The organism is Rhodococcus sp. Q (assembly GCF_005503035.1).
GTDB lineage: Bacteria > Actinomycetota > Actinomycetes > Mycobacteriales > Mycobacteriaceae > Rhodococcus_G.
The window spans coordinates 116,843-131,786 of the sequence record NZ_SCOY01000006.1; the positions used below are offsets into that span (position 1 = coordinate 116,843).

Sequence of the window (14,944 nt, forward strand, 5' to 3'; positions counted from 1 at the left end):
TCTCGAACAGGACCGATCATGAACAGCATCGACAGCCTCCTCGCCTCCGTCCCCACCCGCCTGTGGATCGACGGCGCCGCGACCGACCCCGTCGACGGCGGCTCGTTCGCCGTGCTGAACCCGGCGACGGGTGAGCGCATCGCCGAGGTCGCCGACGCGACCGGCAAGGACGCGCTCGCGGCACTGGACGCGGCGTGCCGCGTCCAGGCGCAGTGGGCGGCCACGTCCCCGCGCGAACGGTCGGCGATCCTGCGCCGGGCGTGGGAGCTGGTCACCGCGCGCACCGAGGATTTCGCGCTGCTGATGACGCTCGAGATGGGCAAGACGCTCGCCGAGGCTCGCGGCGAAGTCGCGTACGGAAGCGAGTTCCTGCGCTGGTTCAGCGAGGAGGCGGTGCGGATCCAGGGTCGGTTCACCCAGGCGCCGTCCGGCACCGGCCGGATCCTGGTGACGAAGGAGCCGGTCGGCCCGTGCCTGGCCGTCACCCCGTGGAACTTCCCGCTGGCGATGGGCACCCGGAAGATCGGTCCCGCCCTCGCCGCGGGATGCACGGTCATCGTCAAGCCGGCGGAGGACACTCCGCTGACGATGCTGCTGCTCGCGGAGGTCTTCGCCGAGGCGGGACTCCCGGCCGGTGTCCTGTCGGTGCTTCCGACCTTCGACGCCGCCGGCGTGACGGCGCCCCTGCTGGCCGATCCGCGGCTGCGGAAGGTCACCTTCACCGGCTCGACCCGCGTCGGCAAGATCCTCATCGAGCAGTCCGCCGACCAGGTGCTGCGCACCTCGATGGAGCTCGGCGGCAACGCCCCGTTCATCGTCTTCGACGACGCCGACCTCGACAGTGCCGTCGAGGGCGCGATGGCCGCGAAGATGCGCAACGGCGGCGAGGCGTGCACGGCTGCGAACCGATTCCTCGTGCACAACGACGTCCGTGAGGAGTTCACCGCGGCACTCACCGAGCGGATCGCGGCGACCAAGGTCGGCGCAGGTCATCTGGACGGATCGCAGCTCGGTCCGCTGATCAACGAGAAGCAGCGCAACGCGGTCGCGTCCCTGGTCGACGAGGCCGTCGCCGCGGGTGCGCGCGTGCGAACCGGCGGCCACGTCATCGACGGACCCGGCTGGTTCTACGAGCCCACGGTGCTCGACGAGGTTCCCGCCGACGCCCGGATCGTCCGCGAGGAGATCTTCGGACCGGTCGCCGTGATCCGCGGTTTCGACACCGAGGACGAGGCGATCGCGGCGGCCAACGCCACCGAATACGGTCTGGCCGCGTACTTCTACACCCGCGACCTGGACCGGGCGATGCGGGTGGCCGGGGCCCTCGAATCCGGGATGGTCGGCGTGAACCGCGGTGTGATCTCGGATCCGGCAGCCCCGTTCGGCGGGGTCAAGCAGTCGGGACTCGGAAGCGAGGGCGGCGTCGAAGGGATCGACGAGTACCTCGTGACGAAGTACATCGCCCTGTCTGCCTGAGTGCGCCGCGGGCCTGCGCTCACCGCCGGCCCGAATTCCCCACTACCCGAACGGAGTTCCCCATGCGCCTGGTGGTCGGCTATCTCGCCACTCCGAGCGGTGCGGACGGTCTGGCACTCGGTGTGCGTCTCGCACGCAGCCTCAGCGCCACCCTCGACATCTGCATGATCGTCCCGCCGGACCGGACGGTACCCACCCGGGTGCCGACCGATCCCGGCTACGACAGTGTGCTGGTCCGGCAGGCGAACCGGTGGCTCGCCGAGGCTCGTGCCGCGGTCCCCGAGGACGTCGACACCGAGGTGCACCTGTGCTTCGACGACTCGTTCGCACAGGGCCTGCTGAACGAGGCCGCGCGACTCGGCGCCCAGGCCATCGTCATCGGCGCGGCCGGCGACGGACTGATCGGGCGGCACGGCATCGGCACCATCGCGAGCAGCCTGCTGCACTCGTCGCACGTGCCGATCGCGCTGGCACCACGCGGAACCCGCACCCACGACGTCCAGCGGGTCCGGGAGGTCACCTGCGCGATCGGCGAACGTGAGGGCGCAGAGGTGGTACTGCGCACGGCCGCTCGGGCCTGTGAACGCACCGACACCCCGCTTCGACTGGTGTCCCTGGTCGCCCTCGACCGGCACCCGAAGGCGGACACCGACGCGGCCGCTCACGCCGCCGCCGTCGCCCACACCCGGCAGGTGCTGGACCGGTCCAGGGAACTGATCGACAACGACGCGGTCCGCGTGACAACCGAACTTGCGGAAGGCGATTCGGTCGAAACCGCAGTCGGAGCACTCACCTGGCACGAGGGCGACATCGTCCTCGTCGGATCGAGCCGGCTCGCCCAGACCCACCGCCTGTTCCTCGGATCGACGGCATCGAAGATGCTGCGCGTCCTCCCCGTACCCATGGTCGTCGTCCCGAAGTCGGCCGACCACCTCGACCACTAGACCCGTCTCGCTCGATCGCACCACGCGAAAGCCCACTCTGGAGCAACCCAATGGCTGAATCACCGACACCGATCGCCACCGGTGGACAACTCGACAAGGGCTTGGCCGCCAACAAGATCGGAACGCTCAGCGGAGCGGTTCTCGGCATCTCGTGCGTCGCCCCCGGCTACACGCTCACCGCGAGCATCGGTCTGATCGTCGCGGCGGTGGGCCTGAAGATGCCCGCCATCCTCATCGCGGGGTTCGTCCCGATGTTCCTGACGGCCTACGCCTATCGGGAACTCAACCGCGACACACCGGACTGCGGCGCCTCGTTCACGTGGTCCACCAAGGCGTTCGGTCCGTACGTCGGGTGGATGGCCGGCTGGGGCATGGTCGTGGCGACGATCATCGTGCTGTCCAACCTCGCGGCCATCGCGGTCCAGTTCTTCTATCTGTTCCTGGCCCGGCTGTTCGACACCCCGAGCATCGCGGACCTGGCCTCGAACAAGGCCGTCAACATCGGGACCACCCTGTTGTTCCTGGCGATCGCCACCTGGATCTCGGGTCGCGGCATCACCACGAGCGAGCGGGTCCAGTACGTTCTCGTCGGCTTCCAGATGCTGGTGCTCCTGGCCTTCGTGGTGGTGGCGTTCACCAAGGTCGCCTCCGGTGACGCTCCCGGGAACCTGGCGTTCGACCTGGACTGGTTCAACCCGTTCACCGGCCTGGCGATCACCGCGTTCGCGGTCGGCCTGACCGGCTCGATCTTCGCGTTCTGGGGCTGGGACACCTGTCTGACCCTGGGCGAGGAGTGCAAGGACCCCGAGCGCACCCCCGGCCGCGCCGGCCTGCTGAGCGTGCTGTCGATCCTGGTCACCTACCTGCTCGTGGCGGTCGCGGCGATGATGTACGCGGGCGTCGGCGAAACGGGACTCGGACTGGGCAACCCGGACAACTCGGAGAACGTCTTCGGTGCCCTCGCCGAGCCGATCCTCAGCCACTGGGGTGGCATGCTGCTGTTCCTCGCGGTCCTCGCGTCGTCCGCGGCGAGCCTGCAGACCACGTTCCTGCCCGCAGCGCGCACCATGCTCGCCATGGGTGCGTACGGCGCGTTCCCCAAGCGACTGTCCCGGATCAACCCGCGTTTCCTGGTGCCCACCTACGCGACCGTCGTCGCGGGCGTCCTCACCGGCGCGTTCTACACGATCGTCACGCTGCTGTCGGAGCACACCCTGCTCGACACGATCGCCGCGCTGGGCATCATGATCTGCTGGTACTACGGCATCACCGCCTTCGCGTGCGTGTGGTACTTCCGGCACGAACTGTTCAGCAGCGTCCGCAACTTCGTGTTCAAGCTCCTGTTCCCCCTCCTCGGCGGGATCATGCTGCTGGTGGTGTTCGCCATCTCGGTCGTCGAGAGCATGAACCCCGAGAACGGCAGCGGAACCGCGATCGGTGGCATCGGCCTCGTCTTCTACATGGGATTCGGCCTGCTCGCCCTCGGCGTGGTGCTGATGTTCGTGATGCGCGCCCGCAGCCCCGAGTTCTTCCGCGGCGAGGTGCTCAACCGCTCGACGCCCGCCCTGGGTGAGGACCTCGCGTCCGTCGGCACCGAGTCCGTGCGGCAGTGACGCCCACTCCCCTGACACGCCGTTCCGGCCCGTCGACGGTCCGCAGATTCGACGAATCGGCGCGCCACCCCGGTGTGGCTTCGGCCGAGAATTGACCAACGACCCCGTCGAGATCCCGCATCTCGTTTCCGATCGAGGAGTTCCCCTTGCCCACAATCACTCGTGACGTCGTCGTCGTCGGCGCCGGGCCGTCCGGTCTCACCGCCGCAACCGAGCTGAAGAAGGCCGGACTGACCGTCGCCGTTCTGGAAGCCCGTGACCGCGTCGGCGGCCGCACCTGGACCGGCACGATCGACGGGGCCATGCTCGAGATCGGCGGCCAGTGGGTCTCCCCCGACCAGACGGCCCTGTACGAGACCCTGGAGTCGCTCGGCCTCACCACCTACGAGCGTTACCGGGAAGGCGACTCCGTCTACATCGCGCCGAACGGTGAGCGGACGGTGTACTCCGGTGACAGCTTCCCCGTGTCCGAGTCGACACAGGCCGAGATGGACCGGCTCATCGGAATCCTCGACGAGCTGACCGCCGAGATCGGCGCCGAGGAGCCGTGGGCGCATCCGCGCGCTCGGGAACTCGACACCGTGTCGTTCTCCCGGTGGCTGGCCGACCAGTGCGACGACGCCGAGGCCCGCAACAACATCGGCCTGTTCGTCGCGGGCGGGATGCTGACCAAGCCCGCGCACGCGTTCTCGGCGCTGCAGGCAGTGCTGATGGCGGCCTCCGCCGGATCGTTCAGCAACCTCGTGAACGAGGACTTCATCCTCGACCGCCGCGTCGTCGGCGGCATGCAGCAGGTCTCGATCCTGCTCGCGGAGCAGCTCGGCGACGATGTCCACGTGAACGCCCCTGTGCGCACGGTGCACTGGAACGAGGACGGGGTGCGGGTCGAGGCCGACGGCGGCATCGAGATCCACGCGAAGCGCGTCGTTCTCGCGGTCCCGCCGAACCTGTACAGCCGCATCTCGTTCGATCCGCCGCTGCCGCGCCGCCAGCACCAGATGCACCAGCACCAGTCGATCGGCCTGGTCATCAAGGTCCACGCGGTGTACGAGACCCCGTTCTGGCGCGAGGACGGACTGTCCGGGACGAGCTTCAGCTCGGCCGAGGTCGTGCAGGAGGTGTACGACAACACCAACCACGGGGACACCCGCGGCACCCTGGTCGCGTTCGTGGCCGACGAGAAGGCCGACGCGATGTTCGAGCTGTCCGCGGAGGAGCGCAAGAGCCGCATCCTCGAGTCGATCGCCCGGTTCCTCGGCCCGAAGGCGAAGGATGCCGTCGTCTACTACGAGTCCGACTGGGGCTCCGAGGAATGGACCCGCGGCGCCTACGCCTGCAGCTACGACCTGGGCGGCCTGCACCGCTACGGACGCGACAATCGCACACCCGTCGGGCCGATCCACTTCTCCTGCTCGGACATCGCCGGCGCCGGCTACCAGCACGTCGACGGCGCGATCCGGATGGGACGCCGCACAGCCGCCGCGATCGTCGAAGCGGCGCAGCCCGCCTGATTCCCCCTCAGGGGCCCTACGCGAAAGGTGCCGTCCGGTCATCACGACCGGACGGCACCCTTTCGCCGCATTCGACCAACTTCAGCGGCGGCGACGCCACACATCGAGGACCGCGAGGCCCGCGACGAGCACCGCGGCGGACGCACCCGCGATCCACGACCCCGACCAGTGCGTTCCGGTGAAGGCAGGCGCACCCTCGATCATCGGTGCGAACTCCGACGTCGACACCCCGACGTTCCAACACCACACCGCGACAACGACGGCCACCGCGGCCAGCGTCACCATCACCACGTCCCGCACCCGACCGGTCACGCCTCGCTCCCCTCGCCATGCGTCACCGCGGACTCCAGCACCGCCCGCAAGCCGTCGCCGTCCCTGGCCCACGCCCGTACCGTGTCCCCGCCGGCCAGACGCAGCCCGATCGGGGTCCGGCGCCTCGGCACCCCGGACAGTTCGCCGAGCACCCGGGCAGTCTCCCACGGCTGAAGATCCTCGTCCTGCGGGTCCGCGGGCGGCAGCACCTCCGCGATGTCGGCAAGGGCGACCGTCTCGGTCCCGCACCGCAGATCGGACGCGGTCACCTCGACGCTCGCGTGCCTGCGGGCCGCGAGCACCTGCAGCGCAACGAATCCGGCCAGGACGGCCGCGAACAGCGCCAACCCGAAGACGTGCACACCCGCGCCCACGAACACATCCGCGATCAGCACGACGAGGCAGAGGATCGGACCGAGTGCGACCGTGCGCCACCGTCCCCCCGGCTCGCTGAACACCGCGACTTCGGGCGCCCCCTCGTCAGTCACCGACGGCCCCGCTGTCACGCACGAACGAACCAGTCCCGCGTCGACGGCAGATACACCAGGACCGCCGCCGCGGCCATCAGCAGGGCGCACAGGAGCATCTGGGTCTGCCCGACTCCGACGGCCACCGCCAGCAACTGGACCATCACGTACACCCCGGTCAGCGCGACCTCGGCTCGCCGGAACCGGGCGTCGCCCGCCCGAACCGGGCCCGCGAGGAACCCGGTACCGAGTCCGACGGCGATCCCGAGCGCCCCGGACCCGCGCAGCAGCGTCACGAGCGAACTTGCCACATCCGGTTCCGCGCCCGCCTCGATCAGGTGGGTGCGCACCGCATCACCCGATGCCGTCAGCGCCAACAGCCCGAACAGCACCAGCAGTGCCGCGGCGACGAGCCACAGCCAGTACGCCACATCGACGGGACGCGGCCGCGCGCCCTCCCGCTCACTCATCGGGAACACGGAAGGCGGGAAGGAAGTACCGGTTCGACTCGGCGCGATGCAGCAGCACGATGGCACCGACCGAGAGCACGGCCTGCAGGATGCCCGCGGCACCCGACACCATCGCCGCGCCGCCACCACCGCCCGCGAGACCGAAGAGGCTGGGGAGCGCGAACACCACCATGAGCGAGCCGATCATGGTCACGAGCATCCGCGCCCAGTTCCGGCCGGCCCGCATCTTGAACACGAACAGCAGGTACAGCGCCGTCACGCACAGGCCGATCATCGCCGTCACGCCGAGGCCGAGCACCACGACGGTTTCTGCGGTGTCGCGGCCGACCTGCACCGCCGGGTCCTGCGCGGCGACCTCCTTCAGCAGCTGGTCCACGAACGACTCGCGGTCGGCGAACACCGCGACCAGAGTCGCGATCATGTTCACGACCCCGAGAACGGCCACGGCGCACAGCAACTGGAAGGCCGTGACGACATCGACGGGCGTCGGCTGGGGTTCGGGCGGTGCGGGCGGCTGCGGCAGCGGCGGCTGAGCGGGCGGCCACTGATTCTGCGGCGGCCACGGATTCTGCCCCGGCTGCGGCTCCGTCACAACCGGCCCGCCACTTCCGCGGCCCAGTAGGTGAGCACGATGTCGGCACCGGCCCGGCGGATGCTGAGCAGCGATTCGAGGATCGCCGCGTCCCGGTCGATCCAGCCGTTCTGCGCGGCCGCCGTGATCATCGAGTACTCACCCGAGATCTGGTAAGCGGCAACCGGAACCGTGGACAGGTCGGCGACCTCCCGCAGCACGTCCAGGTAGCTCATCGCGGGCTTGACCATCACGATGTCCGCGCCCTCGTCGAGGTCCAACTCCACCTCGCGCACCGACTCGCGGCGGTTCGCCGGGTCCTGCTGGTAGGTACGGCGGTCGCCCTCGAGCGACGATCCGACCGCCTCCCGGAACGGACCGTAGAACGCCGACGCGTACTTCGCGGAGTACGCCAGGAGGCCGGTGTTCGTGAATCCGGCGTCGTCGAGACCCTCGCGGATCGCCGCGACCTGCCCGTCCATCATGCCGCTCGGGCCGAGCAGGTGCGCACCCGATTCCGCCTGCGCCACAGCCATGTCCACGTAGCGGCTCAGGGTGGCGTCGTTGTCGACGACACCGCCCTCGGTGAGCACGCCACAATGTCCGTGCGAGGTGAACTCGTCGAGACAGGTGTCCGCCATGAGCACGGTCGCGTCGCCGAGTTCGTCACGCAGCGCACGGAGTCCGCGGTTGAGAATGCCGTCGGGGTCGGTGGCACCCGACCCGTTCGGGTCCTTGTCCTCCGGCCGCGGAACGCCGAACAGCATCAGACCACCGACACCGGCGTCGACGGCCTCGGTCGCCGCCGCCCGTAACGAGTCGAGGGTGTGTTGGTACACACCGGGCATCGACGAGATCTCCCGCGGAGCATCGATGCCGTCGGCCACGAACATCGGCAGCACCAGATGCCGCGGCTCCAGCGAGGTTTCGGCGACAAGCCGCCGTAGCGCGGGGGTGCCGCGCAGGCGTCGGGGTCGTACGGCCGGGAACAAGGATGGACTCCCTTCGGTCGGCCCGTGAGTCCTTTCGATCCCCGAGGGGACCGAAAGGACTCACAGGCACGTAGCGCCTATCGCCTGCGGGACTTCTTGCGCGGCGGCGGCAGTGCGCCCTCGGCGCGCAGTCGGGCGGCGTGCTCGGCGAGCGCCTCGACCAGCGGACCGACCTGCGCCGACTCCGGCTGCACGTCCACCCGCAGGCCGAACTCGATCGCCGTCTCCGCCGTCTTCGGACCGATACACGCAACAATGGTGCGCGCGTGCGGCTTTCCTGCGATACCGACCAGATTCCGGACCGTCGACGACGACGTGAAGCACACCGCGTCGAATCCACCGGTCTTGATCATCTCGCGGGTCTCGGCCGGCGGCGGCGCCGCCCGCACCGTCCGGTACGCCGTCACGTCGTCGATCTCCCAGCCGCGCTGACGCAGCCCCTCTGCGAGGGTCTCCGTCGCGATGTCCGCACGCGGCAACAGGACTCGGTTGACCGGGTCGAAAACGTCGTCGTACGGCGCGAACTCGGCCAGCAGGCCCTCCGACGACTGCTCACCCGACGGCACCAGCTCGGGGTTGATGCCGAAGCTGCGAACCTTGTCGGCCGTCGCCTGCCCGACGCACGCGATCTTCACGCCGGAGAACGCGCGGGCGTCGAGACCGAACTCCTCGAACTTCTCCCACACCGCACGCACCGCGTTCGTGGAGGTGAACACCACCCACTGGTAGCGGCCGTCGACGAGGCCCTTGACGGCGCGTTCCATCTGCGCGGGACTGCGCGGCGGCTCGACGGCGATCGTCGGCACCTCGATGGGAATCGCACCGTGCGTGACGAGCCGATCGCTCATCTCGCCCGCCTGGTCCTTGGTGCGCGGCACCAGCACGGTCCAGCCGTACAGGGCACGCGACTCCCACCACGACATCTTGCTGCGATGCGTGACGACCTTGCCGACCGTGACGATCAGCGGGCCGACCAGTTCCGATCCGGCCTCGTTGAGCGTCGCCAGCGTCGCCTCGACGGTGCGCTGCTGACGCGTCGTACCGCGGACCGTGATCGCGACCGGGGTCTGCGGGGCCAGCCCGTGCTCGACGAGCGCGCTCGCGGCCTCGGCCAGGTGCGCGGCGCCCGCATGCAGGACCAGCGGTCCCGGTGCGGCGGCCACCGACGCCCAGTCGACCTCGCCCCGCACGTCGACCTCGGTGTGCGTCGCACCGAGCGCCATACCGGCGTAGCTCGGCACCGCCGCACCCGACGGCAGACCCGGCAGGATCTCGAAGACGACCTGCGTGCGGGCGACGGCGTTGACCTCGGCGATCACCGAATCGGTGGTCAGCGGGTCGCCGGCGACCAGTCGGACCACGTCCTGCCCGGCCTTCGCCTCGTGGACGAGTGTCTTCGCGACCTCGGCGGGCTCGCCGAGCGCGGGCCGGACCTCGGTGATCGGGTTCTCGGGGTCCTCGTCCACACCGGCGACCCGCAGTGCGGTACCGACCAGTGCGGTGACGCCGCGGTCGACGTCGGGGTCGGTGAACGCCAGCGTGGCGTTGGCCAGTACGTCGCGGGCGCGGACGGTGAGCAGGGCCGGATCTCCAGGGCCCGATCCCACGAACAGGATCCGTCCGGGGGTGTTCTTTCGGACTCGGCTCATCGGTTGTTCTCCAGTGCGTTCAAAAAGCAGGTGTTCAGGGGTACTGCATCGAGGGATACCGCGTGCCGGAGCGGGTGCGACGGACACGCGCAGCGTTTCGACCACCCGCCGGGCGGCCACCACAGGTCAGTCATCTCCGCCCCCCTTGTCCTCGGCTTCGGCTGCGGTCATCAGGTCACGCGCGCCGAGTTCGAGCAGTTCGCGCGCAACCGCACGCCCCAACTCCTCGGCACGGTCCGGCGACCCGACCGCGGACGCCCGGATGGAGTCCGACCCGTCGACGGCGGCCGCGCAGCCGCGTACCGACAACTCGTCGAAGATCCGGCCGTCGTCGTCCAGCGACTCGACGACCTCGGCGATCGCGCCGACCGGCGCGGTGCAGCCGGCCTCGAGTTCGGCGAGCAGTGCGCGTTCGGCGACCACTGCTGCACGGGTCGCGGCGTCCTCCAGTCCGGCGAGCACCGCGATCAGCTCCGGGTCGTCCGCCCGGCACTCCACCGCGAGTGCACCCTGCGACGGCGCGGGCAGCATCTGCACCGGCTCGAGCGTCTCGGTGATCGCGTCGAGGCGACCGATCCGGGACAGTCCGGCGCGGGCGATGACGATGGCGTCCAGCTCACCGGACGCGACCTTGCCGAGTCGGGTGTCGATGTTCCCTCGCAGCGGCTGGATGTCCAGTCCGAGGCCGAGGGCACGCAGCTGGGCGCGGCGGCGCGGCGCCGACGTACCGACCCGCGAACCCGGAGGCAGTTCGCCGAGCACCATCCCGTCGCGGGCGACCAGCGCGTCACGCGGATCCTCACGCGGCGGCACGGCTGCGATGACCAGGTCGTCGGGTTGTGCCGTCGGCAGGTCCTTGTACGAGTGGACGGCGACATCGACGTCCCCGGCGAGCAGCGCCTCGCGCAGCTCCGCGACGAACACTCCGACGCCGATGCGCTGCACCGGACCGGCGGTGACATCGCCCTTCGTCGTGATGATCACCAGTTCGGCGGGCTGGCCGGCCGCGATCAACGCGTCCCGGATCATGCCCGACTGCGTGGTCGCGAGCAGGCTGCCGCGCGTACCGATGCGCAAGGTCCGGCGGGTCGTCTCGGTGCCGGTGACCGACGGCGCCGACGCGTTCATTCCTGTGCCCCCATCGTCCAGACGTCCGTACCGGAGAAGTCGTCGGTCCGTTCCACGGCCCGCATCTCCATCGGAGTTGCGACGGCCTCGGCGCTGCCCGGCGCCAGCTCGAAGAGCTCCCGCAGGGCCGCGGCGTAGGTGTCGCCGCCCGGCTTCGTCGCCAACTGCTTGACCCGGACCGTCGGTGCATGCAGCAACTTGTCGACGACACGGCGCACCGTGCGGGCCACCTCGTCACGCTGAGGATCATCGAGACCCGGCAGCCGCGACTCGAGGCGCAACAGTTCGCTCTCGACGACATCCGCCGCCCGCTGCCGCAGCGCGGTCACCGTCGGTGTCACCTCGGCCAGGCGCTGCCCGGCCAGGTAGGTGGCGAGCTCGCCCGCGACGATCTCACGGGCCGCGTCCGCGTCCGCCGCGGCCGCGCCGGCCGCCGGGTCCGACTTCATCGTCTCGATGTCGAGCAGGGTCACCCCGGGCAGCCCGGCGACGGCGGGTTCCACGTCGCGGGGCAGTCCCAGGTCGCAGACCACGAGCGGGCGCTGAGCCGAATTACGTGCAGCGAGTGCCAGGTGCGCGTCGGCGAGGGTGACCACAGCACCGACCGCGCCGGTACACGCCACCAGCACATCGGCCTCCGAGAGCGCCGAGGCCAGGTCGGACAGTTCCACGGTGGCGGCGGTGACGCCCGCGGCACGCACGGTGTCCGCGAGGTGCTCCGCACGCTCACGGGTCCGGTTGGCGACGATCACCCGACCGATTCCGGCACGCGTCAGGTAGGCGACCGACAACCCGCCCATCGAGCCTGCACCGACGACGACCGCGGTGCGGCCCGTGAGACCGCCCTCCTCGCCCGACACGGCGAGGATGCTCGAGGCGCGGTCCAACGCCACCGACACCACCGACGACCCGGCGCGGTCGATACCCGTTTCCGTGTGGACGCGCTTGCCCACCCGCAACGCCTGCTGGGCCAGTTCGTGCAGCACCCGGCCTGCGGCACGGTGCGTGTCGGACACCGCGTACGCCGTCCGGATCTGGCCGAGGATCTGCTGCTCCCCCACCACCATCGAGTCGAGACCGCTCGCCACCGCGAACAGGTGCTCCGCAGCGGCCTCGCTGTACCGGACGTAGGTGTGCTTCGTGAGGTCCGAGAACTCCAGACCGGAATGGCGGGACATCGCCTCGCCGACAGCGGCGAGCGCACCGTGGAAGGCATCGACGACGGCGTAGATCTCCACCCGGTTGCACGTCGAGACGATCATCGTCTCCGAGATGTGCGGGGATTCCAGCAGCGTGTCGATCAGCTTCGGCCGATCCGTGTCGGCAACCGCGACCCGCTCGAGGACGGGGACGGGAGCGCTTTGATGCGAAATCCCGACGAGGAGAACACTCACGGCGCGATCACCGATCCATTCTTTGTCGAACCCAGAGCTGTCGAGGTCGAGCGGGACGCGCGCGGCGACCCACCCCCGATGCCGACGGCCGCGGGTGCGGCGTCCGCTTCGGTCTTGCGTGCACTGCGGAAGGACAGCACCTGCATCTCCGCGGCGAGGTCGACCCGTCGAACCTCGACGTGGGCGGGCACCTCCAACGGAGTCGCGGCGAAACTGAGGATGCACCGGACACCGGCAGCGACGAGGTCGTCGCAGACCTGCTGCGCGACGTCGTCGGGCGTGGCGACGACACCGATCGTCGCGTCGAGTTCACGGCAGGCGCCGACGAGGTCCGCGGAGTCACGGACGGAGAGTCCGTCGATGTCGATGCCGATCCGCTCGGCACCGGAGTCGAACAGCCCGACCATCGTGAATCCGCGTCGACCGAAACCGCCGTAGCGGGCCAGTGCCTCGCCGAGCTTGCCGACGCCGACGAGGACCACACGGTGACCCTGGTCGAGCCCGAGTCCGGCCTCGATGCGGGAGCGCAGCCGCGCGACGTCGTAGCCGACACCCCGGACACCGTTGGGCCCGAGGAACGACAGGTCCTTGCGCAGCTTCGCCGACCCGACGCCGGACGCCGTGGCGAGTTCCTCACTGGAGACGATGTGGATTCCGTCGTCGGCCATGACACCGAGCACCCGGAGGTAGGTCGCGAGCCGCGTCACCGTTGCCTGCGGAAGGTCACGGACCGACTCTCGCGTGTCCGTACCGGAAGACATTTCAGCCCCTGCTGCGTCACGGGCGGACAGCCCGTGCGGCTGGTGCTGATCTGTCACGTCGGTGGCTCCTCGTCCTGCCATGCACATGGCCGGACTTCACGTTGATCCGGGGGGTCGTGCCCCCACGGTAACCGCTTGTGAAGCCATGCACAAAGTTGCTCAACCGGTCGCGACCTGCACAGCGACCGGGCAGCGGGGCGAACGAATCGCCGTCAGATTGTCAAATCCGATCGCAGCCGAACCTCGTCGACCTCCCAGTAGCTGTGTTCGCGGCCGTCGAGCAGTACGACCGGCAGCCGGTCGCCGTACTCCGCCCGCAGTTCCGGATCGACGGCCGCCGCCTCGTCGACGTCGACCGTTTCGAGGGGGATGCCGAATTCCTCACACAGCGGCAGCAGTTGCTCTCGCGCCGTGACACACGAACCGCACCCGGCGCGAGTGAGGAGTGTGAGGGTGTGCGCCGCGGTCGTCATGACCCCAACCTTGCCACCGACGGGTCGCGGCCGCGGCCCCACCTCCCGAGACGGAGGTCACACGACGGAAGACACCCCACCGTCCGCCCGGTACACCCACGATCCGGACGATAGGGTTACTCGGACAGCCAACCACTGGAGGTGCGAGTGCCTGGGCTGACAGGGCCGATGGGTGCCGGTAGGGGTACCAGCTGGTCGGGTACCAACTGGTCCCGCGTGCGACGCCGCGGCCGCAAGCTGGGGCCGACCGACGCGCAGGTACGCGCGAGCATCGCAGGCGAGGCGAGCGCCGACGCCGCACTCGCACTGCACGAGGCCGAGTCCGCGGTCCCGCCCGGGGACACCGGTGCCGACACGAGCACGGTGCCGCGCGACCTCACCGCCGCGGCCTTCTTCGACGTCGACAACACCATGGTCCAGGGCGCGTCGATCATCCATTTCGCGCGAGGTCTCGCCGCCCGCAAGTACATCTCGGTCTCCGACATGGCCCAGTTCGGATGGCAGCAGCTCAAGTTCCGAGCCACCGGCAAGGAGAACAGCGAGGACGTCGCCTCCGGCAAGGAGAAGGCGCTCGCGTTCATCGCGGGCCGCGAGACCGCCGAGTTCACCCGGCTCGGCGAGGAGATCTACGACGAACTGATCGCGGACAAGGTGTGGGAGGGCACGCGCGCCCTGGCCCAGATGCACCTCGACGCAGGACAGCAGGTGTGGCTCGTGACGGCGACACCGGTGGAACTCGCCCAGGTCATCGCCAAACGACTCGGCCTGACCGGCGCGCTCGGCACCGTCGTCGAGTCGGAGGAAGGCCGCTTCACCGGCAGGCTCGTGGGCGACATCCTCCACGGCGCGGGCAAGGCGCACGCCGTCCGCACCCTCGCGATCCGCGAGGGCCTCAACCTCAAGCGCTGCTCCGCGTACTCCGACAGTCACAACGACGTGCCGATGCTGTCGCTGGTCGGGACCGCCGTCGCGATCAACCCCGATGCCGACCTGAAAGAGGTTGCGCGCAACCGAGGGTGGGAGATCCGCGACTTCAGGACGGGACGCAAGGCCGCCAAGATCGGCGTCCCCACCGCACTGGCCCTGGGAGCCGCGGGCGGCGCGATCGCCGCCGTCGTCAGCCGCCGCAAGCCCTGACGGCACCGCCGTCGCAAGCCCTGACGGCACCGCCGTCGTCACCCCT

The 14,944-nt window shown here is 69.9% G+C and carries 15 protein-coding genes; 5 read left to right on the forward strand and 10 right to left on the reverse strand.

Annotation, left to right across the window (positions count from 1 at the left end; all coding sequences use genetic code 11):
• The first annotated feature begins 18 nt into the window (after positions 1–18).
• The 4 genes from FFS72_RS08980 (at position 19) to FFS72_RS08995 (ending at position 5,544) form a co-directional block, all read left to right on the forward strand.
• Positions 19–1,476, forward strand: coding sequence for an NAD-dependent succinate-semialdehyde dehydrogenase (locus tag FFS72_RS08980; protein ID WP_137873610.1), 1,458 nt, complete (start codon positions 19–21; stop codon positions 1,474–1,476).
• 62 nt (positions 1,477–1,538) lie between these two features.
• A complete protein-coding gene (locus tag FFS72_RS08985) occupies positions 1,539–2,420 on the forward strand; it encodes a universal stress protein (RefSeq protein ID WP_137873611.1) in 882 nt (293 codons plus the stop codon).
• Positions 2,421–2,470: 50 nt separating this feature from the next.
• Positions 2,471–4,033, forward strand: a complete 1,563-nt coding sequence (locus FFS72_RS08990; protein ID WP_137873612.1) for an APC family permease — start codon at positions 2,471–2,473, stop codon at positions 4,031–4,033.
• A gap of 146 nt (positions 4,034–4,179) precedes the next feature.
• Positions 4,180–5,544, forward strand: a complete 1,365-nt coding sequence (locus FFS72_RS08995; RefSeq protein WP_137873613.1) for a flavin monoamine oxidase family protein — start codon at positions 4,180–4,182, stop codon at positions 5,542–5,544.
• Positions 5,545–5,625: 81 nt separating this feature from the next.
• Here FFS72_RS08995 and FFS72_RS09000 read toward each other — a convergent pair whose 3' ends face one another.
• The 10 genes from FFS72_RS09000 to FFS72_RS09045 all read right to left on the reverse strand — a co-directional run bounded on the left by FFS72_RS09000 (position 5,626) and on the right by FFS72_RS09045 (position 13,761).
• A complete protein-coding gene (locus tag FFS72_RS09000; protein WP_249353202.1) occupies positions 5,626–5,856 on the reverse strand; it encodes a hypothetical protein in 231 nt (76 codons plus the stop codon).
• A complete protein-coding gene (mce1N, locus tag FFS72_RS09005; protein WP_137873614.1) occupies positions 5,853–6,344 on the reverse strand; it encodes a transport-regulating membrane protein Mce1N in 492 nt (163 codons plus the stop codon). The genes FFS72_RS09000 and mce1N overlap by 4 nt, the downstream gene beginning before the upstream one ends.
• Positions 6,345–6,358: 14 nt before the next feature.
• Positions 6,359–6,793 carry a hypothetical protein gene (locus FFS72_RS09010; RefSeq protein ID WP_050065605.1) on the reverse strand — a complete coding sequence of 145 codons (435 nt, stop codon included), beginning with the start codon at positions 6,791–6,793 and terminating at the stop codon, positions 6,359–6,361.
• The gene (locus FFS72_RS09015; RefSeq protein ID WP_249353203.1) at positions 6,786–7,385 is read right to left on the reverse strand and encodes a hypothetical protein; all 600 of its coding nucleotides are present in this window, start codon (positions 7,383–7,385) and stop codon (positions 6,786–6,788) included. Before FFS72_RS09015 ends, FFS72_RS09010 begins: the two co-directional genes overlap by 8 nt.
• The gene (gene hemB, locus FFS72_RS09020) at positions 7,382–8,356 is read right to left on the reverse strand and encodes a porphobilinogen synthase (protein WP_137873615.1); all 975 of its coding nucleotides are present in this window, start codon (positions 8,354–8,356) and stop codon (positions 7,382–7,384) included. Before hemB ends, FFS72_RS09015 begins: the two co-directional genes overlap by 4 nt.
• Before the next feature lie 77 nt (positions 8,357–8,433).
• Positions 8,434–10,005: a bifunctional uroporphyrinogen-III C-methyltransferase/uroporphyrinogen-III synthase gene (locus tag FFS72_RS09025; RefSeq protein WP_137873616.1), complete on the reverse strand. Its 1,572-nt coding sequence runs from the start codon at positions 10,003–10,005 to the stop codon at positions 8,434–8,436.
• Positions 10,006–10,131: 126 nt separating this feature from the next.
• Positions 10,132–11,133: a hydroxymethylbilane synthase gene (gene hemC / locus FFS72_RS09030; protein ID WP_137873617.1), complete on the reverse strand. Its 1,002-nt coding sequence runs from the start codon at positions 11,131–11,133 to the stop codon at positions 10,132–10,134.
• On the reverse strand, positions 11,130–12,527 hold the full coding sequence (locus tag FFS72_RS09035; RefSeq protein WP_137873618.1) for a glutamyl-tRNA reductase: 1,398 nt from the start codon (positions 12,525–12,527) through the stop codon (positions 11,130–11,132). The genes hemC and FFS72_RS09035 overlap by 4 nt, the downstream gene beginning before the upstream one ends.
• A complete protein-coding gene (locus tag FFS72_RS09040) occupies positions 12,524–13,288 on the reverse strand; it encodes a redox-sensing transcriptional repressor Rex (protein WP_249353204.1) in 765 nt (254 codons plus the stop codon). Before FFS72_RS09040 ends, FFS72_RS09035 begins: the two co-directional genes overlap by 4 nt.
• A 212-nt stretch (positions 13,289–13,500) precedes the next feature.
• Complete coding sequence (locus tag FFS72_RS09045; protein WP_050065599.1) at positions 13,501–13,761, reverse strand: glutaredoxin family protein; 261 nt, start codon at positions 13,759–13,761, stop codon at positions 13,501–13,503.
• Positions 13,762–13,929: 168 nt separating this feature from the next.
• Between FFS72_RS09045 and FFS72_RS09050 the strand changes: the two genes are divergently transcribed.
• Positions 13,930–14,898, forward strand: coding sequence for an HAD family hydrolase (locus FFS72_RS09050; RefSeq protein WP_502704093.1), 969 nt, complete (start codon positions 13,930–13,932; stop codon positions 14,896–14,898).
• Positions 14,899–14,944 lie beyond the last annotated feature (46 nt).

Bases quoted from the DNA above. Each gene is read 5' to 3' on its own strand.
- FFS72_RS08980 (WP_137873610.1), top strand. From the start codon at position 19: ATGAACAGCATCGACAGCCTCCTCGCCTCCGTCCCCACCCGCCTGTGG.
- FFS72_RS08985 (WP_137873611.1), top strand. From the start codon at position 1,539: ATGCGCCTGGTGGTCGGCTATCTCGCCACTCCGAGCGGTGCGGACGGT.
- FFS72_RS08990 (WP_137873612.1), top strand. From the start codon at position 2,471: ATGGCTGAATCACCGACACCGATCGCCACCGGTGGACAACTCGACAAG.
- FFS72_RS09010 (WP_050065605.1), bottom strand. From the start codon at position 6,793: ATGAGTGAGCGGGAGGGCGCGCGGCCGCGTCCCGTCGATGTGGCGTAC.
- FFS72_RS09025 (WP_137873616.1), bottom strand. From the start codon at position 10,005: ATGAGCCGAGTCCGAAAGAACACCCCCGGACGGATCCTGTTCGTGGGA.
- hemC (WP_137873617.1), bottom strand. From the start codon at position 11,133: ATGAACGCGTCGGCGCCGTCGGTCACCGGCACCGAGACGACCCGCCGG.
- FFS72_RS09040 (WP_249353204.1), bottom strand. From the start codon at position 13,288: ATGTCTTCCGGTACGGACACGCGAGAGTCGGTCCGTGACCTTCCGCAG.
- FFS72_RS09045 (WP_050065599.1), bottom strand. From the start codon at position 13,761: ATGACGACCGCGGCGCACACCCTCACACTCCTCACTCGCGCCGGGTGC.
- FFS72_RS09050 (WP_502704093.1), top strand. From the start codon at position 13,930: ATGGGTGCCGGTAGGGGTACCAGCTGGTCGGGTACCAACTGGTCCCGC.